Source organism: Paenibacillus anseongensis, from assembly GCF_009757995.1.
In the GTDB taxonomy this organism is placed as follows: domain Bacteria; phylum Bacillota; class Bacilli; order Paenibacillales; family NBRC-103111; genus Paenibacillus_E; species Paenibacillus_E chondroitinus.
Map to the genome: position 1 here is coordinate 330,516 of NZ_WSEM01000020.1, position 18,457 is coordinate 348,972.

Here is an 18,457-nt window from a genome sequence, read left to right on the forward strand (position 1 = left end):
AGGACATAAAACTTCATTATCACTACCATAAAGAATCTTTTTGACACAAAAAAGCCATTTTATTTCGCTTCACAACGAAAAACACACGCTACAAGTTTTTGTTTATTTCCCCGAATTATACAAGAAATTTGCAAAAGTTTGTCGAGTCGCCCTTCCCTTGATACAATGTAGGCAAAGCATCAGTGATTTCTCGGATAAAGGAGCAAATACATGAGCAGCGGCACAAAAATCGGCATCATCGATATCGGGTCCAACTCGATACGACTCGTGATCTATGAAATCAATGAGCTGGGAGCCTACCGTGTTGTAAGCGAGCACAAGGATTCCGCAAGGCTCAGCGAGCGCATCGGTTATGATGGCATTTTACATAGCAAAGATATTATTTCTATTGTCCCCATTCTTTCGCATTATGCGCTTTTATGCCGGGTACATGAAGTTCAAACGGTTAGAGCCGTGGCCACTGCAGCCATTCGCAACGCGGTTAATTCAGAAGAGATCGTACGTGTCCTTGAGGAACAGACCAGCCTCCAGATCGAAGTGCTCAGCGGATCGGAAGAAGCGCGCTATGGCTATTTGGGAGTTATCAACACCATCGATATTCGAGACGCTCTCGTCATCGACATTGGCGGCGGCAGCACAGAGGTAACTTTATTGCGCGATCGGAAGCTGATGAACAGTGTGTCCTTTCCATTCGGTGCCGTGAACACAACGCATCAATTTATGAAAAATGCAAATCTCACGGAACAAGGGGCAGCCGATATTCGTCGCATGGTTGAAGAGGCGATCGCCGATCACCCTTGGATTACCCAGTCTCCGAATCTCCCGATGATCGGACTCGGCGGTACGATTCGAACGCTCGGCAAAATGAGCCAGAAACGCTCGAAGTACTCCTTGCAGCTTGCGCATAACTACGAACTAAAGCCCGGAGAGCTTCGATCCTTCGTCACCCTGCTGTCTTCCCTTCCCATCGAAAAGAGGAAGAAAGTCGACGGCCTATCCAAAGAACGCTCCGATATTATCGTGCCGGGACTTCTTATTTTAGATACCTTGTTCCAAGCTGCAAATGCCTCCCAGTGCATCGTCAGCGGTTCGGGACTGCGAGACGGTATATTCTTCGAGATGTTCGATCCCAAGCACCCGATTAAGCAGGATGTCCTGGAAGCCAGCATCCACAACTTGCTGTGCCTTCATCCCAATGGAGCGGAGAAGCATGTTCGACGCGTCGACCAGCTTGCCATGCTGCTCTATGACAAGCTTGAGATTCACGCGAACCTTGAAGAAGGCAGTTGGCGTTATCTACACACTACCGCTCTCCTGCATCGTATTGGTGTCAGTGTACACTATTATCAATATCTAAAGCATACGCAGTATATGCTAGCAAATGCCCGCATCGATGGGCTCACGCATCGTGAGATCGTGATCTGCTCGCTCATCGCGACGTACAAAACAAAAAGCCGGACCCATCAGCAATCCCTTGCTTACAAGGATTTGTTGAAAGAATCCGACGAGATGTTGATTGTAAAGTTAGGCACACTCCTAAAGCTTGCAACTGCACTGGATCACAGTGAAACTCAGCCTGTTCAAAAGCTGGTTGTTACACGATCCGATACGTCCTTGACGCTTAAACTGCTCTGCGTACACAATCCGATCTTAGAGTTGAAAGAGCTCGCAGCCATAACCAAAGATTTCGAAAAAGCGTGGGGCCTCAAACTTAAAATTCAAGCTGGAGTTTTTTCCAAGACGTAATTTTCATGGCCTCGAACTGGCTCCGATAAGGGGTCAGTTCATTTTTTATGCTGGTATACATGCCGTTAGACATAAGCTCTCTGGCTTTCACATTATCATTCAGACTGACGTTCAGAATCGAAATCATCATCTTCTTCATCTGCGGGTCAATAACCGGACACATCAACTCAATTCGACGCGTCAAATTCCGAGTCATCCAGTCCGCGGAAGATAAATAAACATCAACGAGACCGCCATTTTGGAAATAGTAAATCCGTGAATGCTCTAGGAACCTGTCTACGATACTCCGCACCGTAATATTCTCGCTAAGTCCAGGAACTCCCGGACGCAAGCAGCAGACGCCGCGAACAATTAATTCAATCTTCACGCCTGCCTGCGACGCCGCATACAGAGCATCTACCATTTCTTGATTTGACAATGAATTCATTTTGGCAATGATTTTCGCCGGTTTACCTTCTCTCGCATGGGCCGCTTCCCTTTCAATCAGTTCGAACAGCTTATCTTTAAGATCTGTAGGAGCTACAGCAAAAGACTGCCAGTCATGCGGAGCCGAGTAGCCGGTAATTTCATTGAACAACGCCGAAGCATCCTCGCCAATGACACTATTGGAAGTGAAAAGCCCTACATCCGTGTAGAGACGGGCTGTAATGTCATTATAATTCCCTGTCCCCACATGCACATATCGGCGGAGAGTATTCTCTTCTTGGCGTACGACCAAGGTAATTTTGGCGTGTGTCTTAAGCCCCACAAGTCCATAAACGACATGACACCCTGACTTCTCCAGCATTCTCGCCCAAGCGATATTCCGTTCTTCATCGAAACGTGCCTTCAGCTCCACAACGACCGTAACCTGTTTGCCGGATTCCGCGGCTCGTGCCAAGGATTGAATAATCAGCGAGTTTCCGCTTGCCCGGTACAAGGTCATTTTAATCGCAAGCACTTTAGGATCATAGGCCGCATGGACAATGAAATCCGTCACGGCATCGAAAGTTTCATATGGGTGATGAACGAGAACATCCTTTTGCTTCAACACATCAAAGAAATCCACTTCATCCTCAAATTCCACCGGATATTTGGGGTTGATCCGCGGGTAGCGAAGATTTTCAAAACCATTCAGCGTATTCGCCAGTTTCATAAAATAAGTGATATCGATCGGTCCGTCGATTTCAAAGGTCTGCTCTTCGATTTCGAACTCTTCCTGCAATTGGGCAAGCGCATAAGGGTGAATGCCTTCTTGAACCTCAAGCCGCACAGGAGAGCCCCAGCGCCTGCGTCTTAGCTCTTTCTCGATCTCCTCAAGCAGATCTTCGGCCCCTTCTTCATTGAGCGTTAAATCGGCATTACGAGTCACCCTGAAGCCATGAACGGAAATTGGGATATATCCGCTGAACAACGATTGTATATGATGCTCCATCAATTCTTCAAGAAGAATAAATTCCTGTTTCTTGCTATTAGGCCGTGAAGGTACGGAGATATAACGGGATAAATTGCTAGGAACTTGAACAATGGCAAAATACGGCTCATCATCCGGATCATCGCCTTCTCGGATGAGTAGGACAGCCAAATAAACAGAATGATTATGTACGAGTGGGAACGGTCGGCTCTGGTCCACGGCCATCGGCGTTAATACCGGAAAAATAATATCGTGGTAGTAGGCATCCATCGCTTTCTTCTGACTCGTATTCAAGTCCTCGTATTCGGTGAACACGATGCCTTCTCTCGTCAACAATCTCGTGACTTCGCGATACGTTTTGTATTGTTCATTCACCATTTTGTTCGTGCGTTTCATAATCCGTTTGATTAGCCCCGCAGGCGTGTAGCCGGTAAAATCTTTTTTCGTATATCCAGCTTTAATTTGATCCTTCAGACCTGCAACACGAACACTCATGAACTCGTCGAGATTGCTAGATACGATAGCCAGAAATTTCACACGCTCAAGCAGTGGAGTGCTTGGATCTTGAGCTTCCTCCAAAACTCGCCAGTTGAATTCGATCCAGCTTAAATCACGATTTAAGTATTTGGTCGAAATCTCTTTGAGTTCCTTTTGTTCCTTGAGCTCTTTAACTTCCTTCAGATCGGGTTCTCGCGCAATACTCATAAAGCCTCCAATTAAATGATCTAGTTTATGGTTTCATTGTACTATGTGTCTGGAATACCGACAATGCAGATCCCCCTTCACTATTATATTAAGATTTTGTAAAGGGATGTTCGTTTCCGTATTTATCCATGTTCATGTTACAATACAAGGAACTGAACCAAGGAGAGAAGAACGATGGGTATCCTCAATCCGCGCTTAGTTCACCAGATTTTCAGAGGTATTTGGGTGGCTTTAATCATAGCTGGAATCGCCTACGCTTTCTACTACGTTATTCCACTGATTTATCCTTTTATTTTTGGCTGGATTTTGGCGCTTATGCTCAATCCAATTGTGAATTTTTTTCAATTCAAGCTCAAATTTCCGCGATGGCTTGCCGTCAGCTTCTCTATGCTTCTCTTTTTAGCGGCCATGGTTACGGCCATCACCCTGCTGGTTGCCAATATTGTTGTGGAATTAGGATCGCTTGCGGATACCCTGCAGCTTCAGATTAATCGTTGGGTGGAGCAGTTCAATGTGTTCATCAATTCAACAGCTTTCCAAGATTGGATCGAGAAAATCAATGAGTTTTTTGAAAATAACCCCAAATATCAAGAAACCGTTAATAACAACCTCTCGTCCACGGCAGGTTCCATTGCTGATGTGAGTAAATTTATTATTAATTATGTCTTTAACACGCTGAAAAGTTTGCTCACCTCGCTGCCGAATATTGCAACAATTACGATTATCATCATGTTAGCTACTTTCTTTATAAGTAAAGACTGGTACCAACTCATTCAAAGATACAAAGGCATTTTCTCCGATCTCATCGTGAAAACCACGCAATTGATTCGCAACGATTTGCAAAAAGCACTGTTCGGGTACATACGCGCACAGCTTATCCTGGTATCGCTGACAGCATTGGTTGTCATTATCGGTTTGCTTGTCCTGCGTGTCGACTATGCGATCACCATCGGTTTACTGACAGGTTTGGCAGACTTGATGCCTTACTTGGGAACTGGTGCGGTCATGGTGCCGTGGATCCTGTACGTGTTTTTTGCACAAGGCAATCTGGTTCTGGGGATCGGACTTAGTGTCCTGTACGGCGTCATCGTGATAGCCAGACAGATTATGGAGCCTAAAGTACTCGCCTCCTCCGTCGGTCTAGATCCTTTGGCTACGTTAATTGCGATGTTCGTGGGGCTGAAGCTGTTCGGACTCCTGGGGCTCATTATTGGCCCTGTGTCCCTCATTCTCATTTCCGCATTTTATAGGGCAAGAATCTTTCATGATATCGCTACCTACATAAAAAAAGGCTCGGCACCTTCTGAATAAGAGGGTCCGAGCTTTTTTGTGATGGTTTGTGTGCGGCTTATCTTCGGTTAATCCAATGAATATTGCCTTTACTAATTTGTCTTTGGATCAATGCAAGCAGGATGACTTTAAATATCGGTCTCGTATACGGAAAAACAAGCAGAAAACCGAAGATGTCCGTAATAAAGCCTGGTGTAATCAACAAAATACCGCCGAGGAAAATACAAATGCCATCCAGCAGATGCTGTGCCGGCAGCTGCCCTTGCGACCACTCGAATCGAGCATATTCCAACACTTTGCGCCCTTCGCGCTTAGCGAAATAAATGCCCAGGAAACCACTTAACAGGATAAGCCCGAATGTCGTCCAGCCGCCGATAAAATGACCGAGCGCAATCAACACAGAAATTTCAATGGCAGGCACTATAATGAAAATAGCAAGAATGATACGAAGCATAAGCCCATCCCCTTTAAGAGTACTTAGATAACAGCTGCCACAATTCCGGCGCTTCCTTCTCTATACGTACTGGCCTCCAAGAAGGATTCACCCAAACATGCCGCGTTGTTCCTGTTACAAGTAATTCCCCCGTATTCCCCTCTGAGCCTTCCGCCATATCCTCGTTCACTTTACGAATTTCATAGGTAAAATGGATCCGCACCGAGGTCATCTCCAGCACGCGAGTGTTAACACTTACCAAATCGTCGTAACGAGCCGGCTTCTTAAACTTCAGATCCGCTTCTACGACGGGAAGTAGCAGACCTTGTTGCTCAATTCTGCGGTAAGGATAGCCAAGCTCCCTGATCAGCTCTGTTCGCCCGATTTCGAACCAGTTCAAATAATTGGCATGATACACAACACCCATCTGATCCGTTTCCGCATATCGCACGCGCAGCTGATGCTGATACCAGTGTTCCTCGTTCATGATTATCCATTCCTCCTGAGATATCTTTATGTGCTAAGTATAACATAGTGGATGGAGGAACTCTCTTTTGGGCGGAGCATAGTTCCCTCGGCAACAAAAAAGAGGCTATCCAGACAGGGGTCTTATCGACCCTTTCTAGATAACCTCTTCGTTTATATCCTACAGAACGCTCGCTTGTCCAGAGTAGATAATGCCTACCTCCGGATAGATCGAAACTTCTGTACCGTCTTTAATGAGTTCAACCGCGTTCTCAACGCCTACGATAACCGGGATGCCTAGGCTAAGCGCAACAACAGCCGCATGAGACGTGATGCCGCCAACTTCCGTAATCAACGCGGAAGCTCTTTGTACAGCCGGCATGTACTCTTTGTCTGTAGTTACCGTAACTAGCACGGCTCCATCGACCATTTTGGCATTAGCTTCTTCAGGTGTGCGAGCTGTGACAACGATGCCCGTAGCCGTTTGCATACCGATACCAGTACCTTTGGCAAGCATTTCGCCAACATGATGAACTTTGATCAAGTTCGTTGTTCCAGAGCGTCCAACTGGGACACCAGCCGTGATAACAACGATATCACCTAAGGACACGAGTCCTGTTTTGATGCTGCTATCCACTGCAAGGTTGAACAGCTCGTCTGTCGTTTTGGCTTGTTCGCTCATTACAGGGATAACACCCCAAACGAGAGATAAACGACGGATCACTTGCTCGCTTGGTGTAATCGCGATGATCGGTGATTTTGGACGGTATTTGGATACCATTCTTGCAGTATATCCACTTTCTGTAGCTGTCAAAATCGCTTTCGCTCCAAGCTCCAGCGCCGAGTTAGCTACTGCTTGAGAGATAGCTTCCGTAACTGTAACTTGTTGTGCTTGTGCTTGACGAAGGAAGATTTCTTTGTATTCCAAAGCTTCTTCTGCACGCTCAGCAATACGAGCCATCGTTTGTACGGACTCAACTGGGTATTTCCCTGCAGCTGTCTCACCAGACAACATTACTGCGTCTGTTCCGTCGAATACGGCGTTCGCCACGTCACTTGCTTCTGCGCGAGTTGGACGCGGGTTGCGCTGCATGGAATCAAGCATCATTGTTGCTGTGATAACCGGTTTACCAACGATGTTACATTTTTTGATCATTTGTTTTTGAACAACCGGCACATCTTCAGCTGGAATTTCAACACCAAGATCTCCACGGGCAACCATCAAACCATCGGAAACCTCAAGGATTTCATCCAGATTGTCTACGCCTTCTTGGTTCTCAATTTTACTGATGATTTGGATGTGCGTTGCGTTATGTCTTTCCAGCAATTCACGAATTTCCATAACGTCGCTCGCTTTACGAACGAAGGAAGCTGCGATGAAATCAACACCTTGCTCGATACCGAAAATAATATCGTTGGCATCTTTTTCTGTGATACCTGGAAGGGAGATTTTCACGCCTGGCACGTTAACGCCTTTTTTGCTTTTGATTGTTCCACCGTTGACGATACGGCACTCGATTTCAGTTCCGCGAATGTCAACGACAGTAAGACCAATCAAACCGTCATCGATCAGAATCGTGGATCCTACTTCGACGTCACGCGGCAGATCCGAGTAAGTAACTGAGATACGATCTGCATCTCCCAGAATTTCTTCTGTTGTCAAAACAATGTGCTTGTCCTGAACAAGCTCAATCGGTTCTTCTTTCAATTTACCGGTACGGATTTCCGGTCCTTTCGTATCAAGCAAGATAGCTGCTACTTTGCCAGTCTCAGCGGATGCAGCGCGAAGGTTGCGGATACGTGCGCCATGCTCTTCAAAATCTCCGTGGGAGAAGTTGAGACGGGCAACATTCATTCCCGCTAACAAGAGTTTTTTCAAATTTTCTTGTGATTCGCTTGCTGGTCCAATGGTACAGACAATTTTCGTTTTACGCATGGTTTCCCTCCTGAGTGAATGTGAACCGACCAATGTCTCTAAATTTACGGTAACGGTCCTCTAGCAGCTCCTGTTCGGTCAAGCTTAGCAAAGGCTGAAGCTGTTCCCAGATCGCTGTTTTAATAAATTCTGCTTGTGCAGCCAGATCACGGTGTGCGCCGCCTTTTGGCTCTGGGATGATGCCGTCAATGACGTTCAGATCCTTAATGTGATCTGCCGTAATTTTCATTGCTTCTGCCGCATGTAAAGCTTTGGAAGCATCTTTATATAAGATGGAAGCCGCGCCTTCCGGACTGATAACCGAATAAATCGCATTTTCCAACATCAACACCTTGTTGCCAACTCCTAATGCCAACGCGCCGCCGCTGCCGCCTTCACCAATAACAATACAGATGATCGGCACGCGAAAAGAGGCCATTTCCAGCAAATTTCTGGCAATCGCTTCTCCTTGACCACGCTCTTCAGCAGCATTCCCGGGGAATGCGCCTTTCGTATCAATAAACGTAATAATTGGGCGGTTAAACTTGTTCGCTTGGCGCATCATGCGCAGCGCCTTACGGAAGCCTTCCGGGTGGGGACAACCGAAGTTGCGAGCAATATTATCCTTCGTATCTTTCCCTTTTTGGTGCCCGACAACTGTAACGGGAATGCCGTTAAATTTGGCTAGTCCACCTACAATCGCAAGGTCGTCTCCATACAAGCGATCTCCATGAAACTCTATGAAATCAGTAAAAATAGATAAAATATAATCAATCGTCGTCGGTCTTTGCGGATGACGAGCCAATTGCATTTTTTCCGCAGAAGACATACTTGCATAAAGTTCATCCTCAAGCTCTGCGTATCTTTCTTCCAAACGGCGAATTTCTTCCGAAAAGTCAATTTGCTTCTCTGCTCCAAATTTGCGCAGCTCAGCAATTTTGCTCTTCAGTTCCGCCAGCGGCTGTTCAAACGGCATTTCACCCGCCATAAGTCGCTTCCCCCTTCACTCCGTGCATGTCCAACAGCTTGATTAACGTAGGTCGCAGATCCTTACGAGGTACGACCTTATCGAGCTGACCATGCTCGAGATTGAATTCTGATGTCTGGAAATTGTCCGGCAGCTTTTGTTTAATGGTTTGTTCAATAACACGGCGGCCTGTGAATCCAAACGGTGCTGCTGGTTCAGCGATAATAATGTCGCCCAGCATCGCAAAGCTTGCGGATACACCGCCGAATGTCGGATCCGTGATGACGGAAATAAAAAGCCCGCCTTCGTTGCTCAGCTTGGATAAGGCTGCGCTTGTTTTGGCCATTTGCATCAAACTAAGGATGCTTTCTTGCATACGAGCGCCACCTGAAGTGGAATAAATAATAATAGGAACTTTCTTCTCGATGGCAGCCTCAACAGCTCTCGTGATTCGCTCTCCTACAACGGACCCAAGTGATCCGCCCATGAAATCAAAGCTCATTGCCGCAATCACAACCGGATAGCCGCCAATGGTGCCTTCACCGGTAATAATCGCATCTTGTAATTTCGTCGTGCTCTTCGCTTTATCTAATTTCTCAACATAATCAGGAAACTGCAAAGGGTCCTCAGAAATCATATCCGCATCGTATTCCAGAATCTGGCCTTCATCGAGCGTTAATTGAATACGTTCCAATGCGCTTAAACGATAGTGGTAGCCGCAAGCTGTACAGACTTTTAAGTTTTTCTCTAGCTCTTTACTCGTTTGAATGGTACCGCATTTCGGGCATTTATTCATTAACCCTTCGGGAATTTCCCTTTTTGTTTTCTCGGAAGGAATCGTTGCGTATTTACGCTTTTGAAATAAATCCTTTAGCACATTTCCACCTCTAATTGGCTGTTATCGTGAATCTCTGACAAGCCAGGTTACTTGCTTCTACTTTTCATTATCTATGTAAAATAGAATTGAGTACTTCTTGTACTTCTTCAACTTCCCCTGCGGGAACGACAATTTCAAACTGATTTTTGGATAAGGAGATGCCTCTTACTTGTACGAGAAATCCTTCTTCGGTCAGCCTCTGTTTAATCCGCTCTGCAATTTTCGCGGTAGGAGCTATGTATATCACCGTCCACATGAAAAAAAACCTCCTATGAAGTACTGCTACATGGATTAGGGCATTTAGTACGATGATAATAAACATCCTGTAATAAGCATAGGCACACACAATGGAATAATGATATCATAATTTCTCTTTTTCCCGCAACAGAGCACGTTCATGAAAAAAAAGTGAAGTCTGAACTAAACGAGTTAGTCCAGACGCAATTTACTGCTATAATCAGGCGCATGCTCATTCTGATGGGCGATTCTTGCAGACGCAGCAGCCGCTAATCCGCAAATTAAATCATCCAGAAAAACATGCACAGAAGTTTTATCATCGTTGAGAGCCCTAATAATTCCCATCTTTTCTTTGTCCAGGTAGCCAAAGCTGGTTAATCCGATCATTCCGTATACATGCACAATGCCTAGGGCCAGTGTTTCATCAACACCGAACAAGGGTTCATCTGCCTCAAGGATGGATTGCAAAGGTTCCGGCAACAGCTTCTTCTCTGCCAGCTCATCCAGCGCGATGCCCGTGTACAGCGTGTATTGTACTTCCCGCTTGGCAAGTACAGCCATTACACTGTCGGTACACTCTTGTTCCGTCAGATGAACATTATAGGGCTTCTGCAGCTTGAACACAATTTCGGAAATTTGTTCAACCGTAACACCGCGTTTTTGCAGCAATTGGATCATATGTTGTTCGGTCATAAGTCCCCCTCCTACATATGGAATGCCCCTGAAATGCCGGGTTCCTATTCATATGCGGTGGAAGCATGCTTTATTTCACCCTTACGGAATCTTTACCCATGATCGTTTCAATCATCCGAATCAGATCCTTGGATGGATCGATCAAATATTGGTCGCTCAGGGCCAAAAGCTTGTTGCTGCTTTCGTAGAAAAGCGCAACCGCGAGCGGCCCTTTGTGCAGCTTGAGCAGCGCCTTCAGCTGCAAGAGCTTATCCGGCTGCTCGCAGTCAGCCGAGATCTTAACGAACACCCGCTGAGGCTTCGCCTCATCAGCGGCTGCCTGGCGGCCCGCAGGCGGGGCCGCTTGCTTGACCGCGGCGCCGCTGCGCGCTGCCCCAGATGCGGCAGCCGCGCGAGCAGGCTGCTGCCCGCTGGCTGCGCCAACAGCGCGCCTAGGCGCCCCAGGCTGCCGGCGAAGCCGCTGAACGGCCGCCGGGTCGTCCAGCGCGGCCACCTGATCGGCGAGCAGCTTGGGTGGATCCTCGTCCTGAAGCTGCAGCTTCGCCTTAACGAGGACGAGTCTGCCCTTCTGCACGAGCGGAGCCGCCTGCTTCCAGGTCTCGGGGAAGAGCACCACCTCGACCTTGTCGATGCGATCCTCCAGCTCCATGAATGCCATCGGCTGCCCCTTCTTGGTAATGATCGTCTTGTGCGAAAGGATCATCCCGGCTACAAGAACTTCGCTATTATCCGGCAGCTCAGCGAGCTGATAGACCATGGCCGCGTCCATCTCCTCAAGAGGCTGTGTGTAGGCATCCAGCGGATGCCCCGAGATGTACATGCCCAGAAGCTCCTTCTCCAGCTCCAGCTGCTTGCTCTGCGGCATGACCGGAATGTTCGGATACTCGACTTCCCAATTCGGTTCTTCGACGAAGCCGAACAAGTGAAGCTGCAAGTCATCCCGCTCCTTGCGCCATTTTGTAGCGGAAGCAATCGTTTCGTCGAGAATGGCCATAAGCTGGGCACGGTGACCGCCCAAAGAGTCGAAAGCTCCGCCTTGAATCAATGATTCGATGACCCGCTTGTTGCAGACTCGGAGATCAACACGTCTACAGAAATCAAGCAAACTCTCGAAGGAAGACTTCTTACGTTCAAATAAAATGGCATCGATCGCTTGCGTGCCCACATTTTTGATAGCCGCAAGCCCAAACCGGATCGCTCCTGTTTGAGGATCCGGCGTAAAGACCGTTCCGCTCTTATTCACATCCGGCGGAAGAACAGCGATTTTCGTCCGTCTGCACTCATCGACATATTCAGCTACCTTCCTGTGATTGCCCATCACAGCGGTTAACATGGAAGCCATGAAATAAATCGGGTAATGCGCTTTGAGATAGGCCGTCTGAAAAGCTAATACCCCATACGCCGTAGCATGCGCTCTAGGAAAGCCATAGTCGGCGAAACGGACGATCATATCGTAGACATGATTCGCTTCTTCCGCACTAAACCCTTGCTGCAAGCTGCCTTTGACGAAATGGGCACGTTCTTCGTCGAGGACTTCCCGCTTCTTTTTGGAAACCGCACGCCGTAGCAAATCCGCTTCTCCTAAGGAAAAACCGGCCATCGAGGAGGCAATTTGCATAATTTGCTCCTGATACACGATAATGCCGTACGTATCTCGAAGGATCGGCTCTAAAGTCGGGTGCGGATAAACCACTTCCACTTGACCGTGTTTACCGTAAATATACTTGGGAATGAACTCCATCGGGCCTGGACGGTACAAGGCAAGAACAGAGATGATATCTTCAAAAACAGAAGGCTTCAAGTCCTTCAGCACCTTACGGACACCCGTTGACTCCAATTGGAAAACACCGGTTGTTTCCCCTTTGCTCAGCATCCCGTAAGTGACCGCGTCCGCGTCCATATCCAGCCCATCAAAATCCAGCTGCAAGCCTTCCATCTGGGCAATCCAATCCACGGTTCGTTCAATAATCGACAATGTCCGCAGTCCTAGAAAATCCATTTTCAAAAGTCCAATGGCTTCCAAATGCTCCATCGTATATTGCGTTAGCGCCGTCTGTGTCGTCCCTTCTTGCAGGGGGACATATTGCGTGAGCGGTTCTCGGGAAATGACGACCCCGGCTGCATGCGTCGATGCATGACGCGGCATGCCTTCTACACGCATAGCCATTTCAAGCAGTTCTGCAGTCTTGGGCTGTCTGGCGACTAGCGACTTGAGATCCGAACTGACCTGCAGCGCCTCCGTCAACGTCATGCCGAGCTGATTCGGAATGGCTTTCGCCGCGCGATCGACGTCTCCGTATGGAACGTTCAACACACGTCCGACATCTCTGACCGCCGCTTTGGCCGCCATCGTTCCGAAGGTAATAATTTGGGCGACATGCTCGTGCCCATATTTGGCAACGACGTAATCAATGACTTCATCCCGCCGTTCATCGCTAAAATCGATATCGATATCGGGCATTGTAATCCGCTCAGGATTCAGAAAGCGCTCAAAGAGCAGCTTATATTGAAGCGGATCAACATTGGTGATGCGCAGCACATAAGCGACAAGGCTTCCGGCCGAGGAACCCCGCCCTGGACCTGTCATGATATTTTTCTCATGAGCAAAACGAATGAAATCCCATACGATCAAGAAATAATCGGAGAATCCCATTTTCTCAATGACGCCTAATTCATAAGCCAAGCGCTCTTCCGCTTGTTTCCTTAGCGGCGAGTCGGGCTGCTCCCATTCCGGTTTTGCCCCATACCGCTGATTCAAGCCCTTTTCGCACAGCTCTCTTAAATATTCGACGGAGGTAAGCTGCTCAGGGATTGGACGGAAGCTTGGCAGAATCGACTTGCCAAACTCAAGCTCCAGCTCGCAGCGCGAGGCCACAACAGCCGTATTGGTCAGCGCTTCGGGCACATGGACGAATAAACGCCGCATCTCCTCTTCGCTTTTCAAGTACATCTGGCTTGTTCCCATTTTGAGCCGATCCGTATCATCCACGGTTTTGCCAGTGCCAATACAGATCAGAATATCCTGCATGACATGATCCGGCTCCGTCACATAGTGGACATCGTTCGTCGCAATCAGCGGAATGCCCGTTTGCTTGCTCAGCTCGATCATGGAAACCATGACTTTTTTCTGCTCAATCATGCCGTGATCTTGAATCTCCAGAAAAAAGTCATCCCCGAAAATACGTCGATATCGCTCCGCTGCCTCTCTGGCTTCATCGTTCCGGTTATGCAGCAAATGCTGCGAAATCTCACTGCCTAAACAGGAACTCAGACAGATAAGTCCTTCGGAATGTTTGGATAAGTGTTCCAAATCGATACGCGGCTTATAATGAAAACCTTCCAAATGCCCAATCGAGCAAAGCTTCATCAGATTCTGATAACCTTGGTAGTTCTTGGCAAGCAGAATGAGATGATAGATCGGCTGTTCTTGTCTTGTCCCTTTGTCACGAATCGAGCCCGCTGTAAAATAAACTTCACACCCAATAATGGGCTTTATGCCACGCTGCTTGCACGCCTTGTAGAAGGCAATAGCTCCGTACATCACACCGTGATCCGTCAAAGCCAGAGAGGTCATGCCCAGATTAGCTGCTTGTGTAACAAGCTCCTCCATGCGTGCGGCACCATCCAATAAACTGTATTCACTATGCACGTGCAAGTGTACAAACGAACTCATCAGCATTTCCTCCCTGCTCTCATTTTATTCCTTACATAGTATCATATTGTAGACGTGCATTCCCATACATTAAGTATAGAGAGTTTGTCCTCCATAACGGATGGGAAAGGAAGCGGTAAAGTCATGGGAATCTTTTGGGCAAATATTATTTTGTACTTCTGCATTGCTTTCGGGGTCGTCTTCGGGGGCAGCATGTTAAGCGGCATTGCAGCTGTGCTGACCCTTCAATCACCGACGGAGAAAATGATGACTGTGGCTGAAAATATTAAAATCTGGGCCATGGTGGCTGCAGTAGGCGGCACGATTGATCCGATACGCTATATAGAAAGTCATGTAGCCGTTGGACATTTGAATCCTGCGATCAAACAAATCATTCTGATTGTCGTCGCCTTCGTGGGAGCACAAATCGGTACCTCGCTCATCCAAATGATCTGCAAGGGAGGCCACCAGCCTTGAGGGTTCCTCCTTTTGCCCGCTATCAGCGCTTGCTTGCGAACTTTGCACTGATGGTTTCGGGAGCCATCATTGGGAGCGCCGTCTATATGAGCATTCATCAGCATACGTACACGCAGTTATATGTGGAAATGCATAAATATCTGCAAGAAAATCGTGATTTGCGGGCCGATATCGACAGTTTAAACAAGACAAAAAATAAACAATCCTTAATTAATGTCGTCAATGTGCATCTGGTTCCCAAAAATCAGGATGAGCTTATTAGCGAAGATATTCAGAAGGAAATTGAGAGTGATATTAAAAGCGAGCTCAAGCTCGTCATCGGCCAGAAAGCCACTTATGTCAAAGACGCTCAACCGCTTTATGAGAAGTTGATTACTCAAAAAACTTACGTTTTGCATGATAAAAAATATATTGTTGAAGTGAAATCGATCGTGTTAATTCAGACGGAATTGACGGTTTGGATCACCGCCCAAGAGAAGCGAACTTAATTATTCGGATTGATCTGTACGAGATGTGATTGCATTCTCCGCCCAAAATCGCTAAAGTTAACAGTAAACTCGCTTAAAAGGACGGATGAACCACATGTTCGCGATTCAAGTTTCTTTATTTTCTCTCATTTGCCTGCTGCTTGCCCTATCGGTCTTTTTCAGCTTTCGGGCGCGCCGTGAAAAGGAACCCGCCAAACGCGGTCTCTACTCCGCTCGTATGAATATTTGCATGGGCTTGATGCTTGTGATGATTGCCATCACGCAGCTCTTCTTCTTCAGCGAATCCAGCTTCCGCCGGATCTTCGGCACCGTACTGGTCCTGCTCGGATTGTTTAACTTATTCGCAGGCATTCGCAATCACGGGCACTTCGATCGCCTGCTGCGCTAGATGACTTGAGCGGTCAGCATCGCTTTGGAAACCAAAGCCCCGGCATGATAAATTTCCACATCGATTTTGCCAAATTTACGGCTCACCTCAATAATGGTGGGTCGTATTTCTATTTTAGAATCAATCTGCAGCGGTTTGAGGAAATAGGTGGACATGTTGTCCATGACGAGGTCGCCTTTTTTAAATTCCTGTACAATGCGGTAGGCCGCTTGGGTCATTAACGTTGTAAGAACTCCCTCTGACACGGTACCCAGATGATTCGTCATCTGAGGAGTTATGACGCCATGGAACTGCAGTGTTCCCTTCTCATCTCTGACCTCTTCCAACCCGGACCAGATCAAATCCTCGAACGTTTCCCCGTTCTGCGGCTGCTTCTGAATATACTGCATCGCTTTGAGCACATCGCTGCGGTTCAGCACGCCCACCATTTTGCGATTCAAATCCACAACAGGCAGCAGCTCAATGCCCTCCCACACCATCATGTGGGCAGCAGAAGCTACCGAAGTCTGCGGCGTGACCGTGAGCGGGCTGCGCGTCATGAGTTTGTCGACCGTCTGCAAAGCGTTCGCCCCGACCATATCCTTGGACGTCACAACGCCGATAATGCGGTTCCACTCATCGACGACCGGAAAACGGCTGTAGCCTGTATCCTCCGACAGTCGCTGCCAATCTCTCAGCGTGCTGTTCGCCTTAAGCGCATAGAGCGATGCACCCGACGCCAGGATATCCTCGACAAGCATAATCTTCTTCTTGATTAAACGATCGTAAATCGCTCGATTGATCATAGAGGCGACGGTAAAAGTATCGTAACTGCTTGAAATGATCGGCAGCTCCAGCTTGTCGGCAAGCAGCTTCACTTCTGAGCTAGTATCGAATCCACCTGTGATCAGCACCCCTGCGCCATATTCGAGTGCACAACTATGTGCCTCGTTCCGGTTTCCGACGATAAGCAGGCTGCCGGCTTCGATATATCGCATCATGGCGTCCTGCTCCATCGCGCCAATGACGAATTTATTCAGCGTTTTGTGCAGTCCTCGCGAGCCTCCAAGCACCTGACCGTCCACCATGTTCACGACTTCTGCAAAAGTGAGCTTATCGATGTTTTGCCGCAGCTTTTTCTCCACTCGCACGGTTCCGATTCGTTCTTTGGTTGATACGAGACCTTGATTCTCGGCCTCTTTGATCGCCCGGTAAGCCGTGCCTTCACTTACTTCCATGTTCTTGGCAATTTTGCGAACGGAGATTCGACTGCCGAGCTTCAAGCTTTCTATATGACGTAAAATTTGTTCATGTTTCGTTAACGCATCAACGGATTGAGTATCCAACTGTTACACCCCATTCGCCTGTTCCTGTACTACTCTGTACTACTAGTATAAACGTTCGAAAGAGCAAGAACAATGCGAACAACATCTATAATAAGAAAAATCCAACCCTATTGGATTGGATGCTTCATTTGTATTATACCAAACATATGTTCGTTGTCAAAAGGTAAAGCTTAACATCGCCCGTTCCGGGCTATTTACGAAATTGCAGCATTTTTCTGCGGCCTTGAACGAGCTGCTCCAGCTGCCATTTTTTCATCCGATTAATGCGTTTAAGCTCTCTTCGCTTCTCTTCATCCACACCCAGAATCTGATGCAAATGAGACGCAATAACGAGCAGCGCCATAGCGATCCAAATGCTGCTAAAAATCATCGGCAGGGAACCGACTTCCCGCAGCTGCAATTGGGGCAGCGAATAAATCAGCATGCCTAGCGCTACGCTCATGTACACGACATTTTTAAAGCCTTTCAACCTGATCACACTCCTTTCGCCTGATGAACTCTCCAAGCCTGTCTTCATGGTCCTCATTCATATGTATGAGACAAGTTCTTGCAATATGAGTTCATCTGCGAAAAGAATCGAAAGTATAGAGCTTAGCTCAGACCTCTCCGAAGCCTTGCGAGTTAAGGAAAGCTTTCATGTGCTCGCGCGGGCGCTGCGCCTTGCCCGCCATCTCCTTGGACCAAGTCGTATCGACTTTGCCTCCCGTACGAACGTGCATGTAGTCGCGGATCGTCTCGTCATACTGACGAACCGCTTCTTCGTTATCCGTATACCGATTCTCGTGGTATACGGCTTCAAGAGGGAGCCGCGGACGCTGCAGCGGCTCTTGATCCGGCGTGCCGATGCACATGCCGAAGATGGGGTACACCAGCTGCGGCAGGCCCAGCAGCTGGGCGACCTCCGCGGGCTTGTTGCGCAGCCCGCCGATGTAGACGACGCCGAGCCCGAGCGACTCGGCTGCAATAGCTGCATTCTGCGCAGCGAGTGCAGCATCGACTGTGGCAATGATGAAATTCTCCGCATTGCCGGTTATTGGCGTATCCGCATGCCGGTGTGACGCCTGCGAATAACGCCGCAAGTCTGCGCACCATACGAGAAACACCGGACATTCGCTGACATAACTCTGGTTGCCGGCGAACGCGGCAAGTTGGCTTTTTAACTCGCTATCCGATACGTGAATGACGCTATATGCCTGCATGTTACTGGACGTTGAAGCGGCTTGAGCGGAAACCAGGATGTTTTTTAGCTGCTCGTCGGTGACAGGTTGATCCGTAAACTTGCGAATCGAGCGATGATTTTGCAATAATTGAATGATTTCGTTCATATCGATGCAACCTTTCTCCCAATAGTATACTTTTAGTAACTATAGCACTTAAAAGTGGCTACTTGAATTTAATTATAATAC

General features: G+C 47.8%; 17 protein-coding genes. 5 read left to right on the forward strand and 12 right to left on the reverse strand.

Annotation, left to right across the window (positions count from 1 at the left end):
- Positions 1-210: 210 nt before the first annotated feature.
- Positions 211-1,746, forward strand: a complete 1,536-nt coding sequence (locus GON05_RS25230) for a Ppx/GppA phosphatase family protein (protein ID WP_157322942.1) — start codon at positions 211-213, stop codon at positions 1,744-1,746.
- Here GON05_RS25230 and ppk1 read toward each other — a convergent pair.
- Complete coding sequence (gene ppk1 / locus GON05_RS25235; protein ID WP_157322944.1) at positions 1,712-3,844, reverse strand: polyphosphate kinase 1; 2,133 nt, start codon at positions 3,842-3,844, stop codon at positions 1,712-1,714. The two genes, GON05_RS25230 and ppk1, sit on opposite strands and share 35 nt — an antisense overlap.
- A gap of 174 nt (positions 3,845-4,018) precedes the next feature.
- On the opposite strand from ppk1, the gene ytvI reads away from it, so the two are divergent.
- Positions 4,019-5,155 (forward strand): sporulation integral membrane protein YtvI, encoded by a 1,137-nt coding sequence (ytvI, locus tag GON05_RS25240; protein WP_127457420.1) that lies wholly within the window; start codon positions 4,019-4,021, stop codon positions 5,153-5,155.
- 37 nt (positions 5,156-5,192) lie between these two features.
- Here ytvI and GON05_RS25245 read toward each other — a convergent pair whose 3' ends face one another.
- From GON05_RS25245 to GON05_RS25280, 8 genes are all read right to left on the reverse strand, one after another.
- Positions 5,193-5,588 carry an FxsA family protein gene (locus GON05_RS25245; protein WP_157322946.1) on the reverse strand — a complete coding sequence of 132 codons (396 nt, stop codon included), beginning with the start codon at positions 5,586-5,588 and terminating at the stop codon, positions 5,193-5,195.
- Positions 5,589-5,601: 13 nt separating this feature from the next.
- Positions 5,602-6,054 (reverse strand): acyl-CoA thioesterase, encoded by a 453-nt coding sequence (locus GON05_RS25250; RefSeq protein WP_157322948.1) that lies wholly within the window; start codon positions 6,052-6,054, stop codon positions 5,602-5,604.
- Positions 6,055-6,213: 159 nt separating this feature from the next.
- Positions 6,214-7,968: a pyruvate kinase gene (pyk, locus tag GON05_RS25255; protein ID WP_127457417.1), complete on the reverse strand. Its 1,755-nt coding sequence runs from the start codon at positions 7,966-7,968 to the stop codon at positions 6,214-6,216.
- Positions 7,961-8,935 carry an acetyl-CoA carboxylase carboxyl transferase subunit alpha gene (gene accA / locus GON05_RS25260; RefSeq protein WP_127457416.1) on the reverse strand — a complete coding sequence of 325 codons (975 nt, stop codon included), beginning with the start codon at positions 8,933-8,935 and terminating at the stop codon, positions 7,961-7,963. Before accA ends, pyk begins: the two co-directional genes overlap by 8 nt.
- Positions 8,925-9,791 (reverse strand): acetyl-CoA carboxylase, carboxyltransferase subunit beta, encoded by an 867-nt coding sequence (gene accD / locus GON05_RS25265; protein WP_127457415.1) that lies wholly within the window; start codon positions 9,789-9,791, stop codon positions 8,925-8,927. The genes accA and accD overlap by 11 nt, the downstream gene beginning before the upstream one ends.
- A 67-nt stretch (positions 9,792-9,858) precedes the next feature.
- Entirely contained in the window at positions 9,859-10,047 is a 189-nt protein-coding gene (locus GON05_RS25270; RefSeq protein ID WP_057307280.1) for a hypothetical protein, read from the reverse strand.
- Positions 10,048-10,220: 173 nt separating this feature from the next.
- Positions 10,221-10,721: a phosphatidylglycerophosphatase A family protein gene (locus tag GON05_RS25275; protein WP_157322951.1), complete on the reverse strand. Its 501-nt coding sequence runs from the start codon at positions 10,719-10,721 to the stop codon at positions 10,221-10,223.
- Positions 10,722-10,791: 70 nt separating this feature from the next.
- The gene (locus GON05_RS25280; protein ID WP_157322953.1) at positions 10,792-14,394 is read right to left on the reverse strand and encodes a DNA polymerase III subunit alpha; all 3,603 of its coding nucleotides are present in this window, start codon (positions 14,392-14,394) and stop codon (positions 10,792-10,794) included.
- A 123-nt stretch (positions 14,395-14,517) separates the two neighbouring features.
- Between GON05_RS25280 and GON05_RS25285 the strand changes: the two genes are divergently transcribed.
- From GON05_RS25285 to GON05_RS25295, 3 genes are all read left to right on the forward strand, one after another.
- Positions 14,518-14,850, forward strand: a complete 333-nt coding sequence (locus GON05_RS25285) for a YtrH family sporulation protein (protein WP_127458086.1) — start codon at positions 14,518-14,520, stop codon at positions 14,848-14,850.
- The gene (locus GON05_RS25290) at positions 14,847-15,338 is read left to right on the forward strand and encodes a sporulation membrane protein YtrI (protein ID WP_157322955.1); all 492 of its coding nucleotides are present in this window, start codon (positions 14,847-14,849) and stop codon (positions 15,336-15,338) included. Before GON05_RS25285 ends, GON05_RS25290 begins: the two co-directional genes overlap by 4 nt.
- Before the next feature lie 94 nt (positions 15,339-15,432).
- Positions 15,433-15,726: a YtpI family protein gene (locus tag GON05_RS25295; protein ID WP_127458088.1), complete on the forward strand. Its 294-nt coding sequence runs from the start codon at positions 15,433-15,435 to the stop codon at positions 15,724-15,726.
- On the opposite strand, the gene GON05_RS25300 is transcribed toward GON05_RS25295, so the two are convergent.
- The 3 genes from GON05_RS25300 to nfsA form a co-directional block, all read right to left on the reverse strand.
- Positions 15,723-17,051 (reverse strand): DRTGG domain-containing protein, encoded by a 1,329-nt coding sequence (locus GON05_RS25300; RefSeq protein WP_157322963.1) that lies wholly within the window; start codon positions 17,049-17,051, stop codon positions 15,723-15,725. The genes GON05_RS25295 and GON05_RS25300 overlap by 4 nt on opposite strands.
- A 190-nt stretch (positions 17,052-17,241) precedes the next feature.
- Positions 17,242-17,568, reverse strand: coding sequence for a hypothetical protein (locus GON05_RS25305; protein ID WP_181646710.1), 327 nt, complete (start codon positions 17,566-17,568; stop codon positions 17,242-17,244).
- Between the two features lie 79 nt (positions 17,569-17,647).
- A complete protein-coding gene (nfsA, locus tag GON05_RS25310) occupies positions 17,648-18,376 on the reverse strand; it encodes an oxygen-insensitive NADPH nitroreductase (protein WP_157322965.1) in 729 nt (242 codons plus the stop codon).
- Positions 18,377-18,457 lie beyond the last annotated feature (81 nt).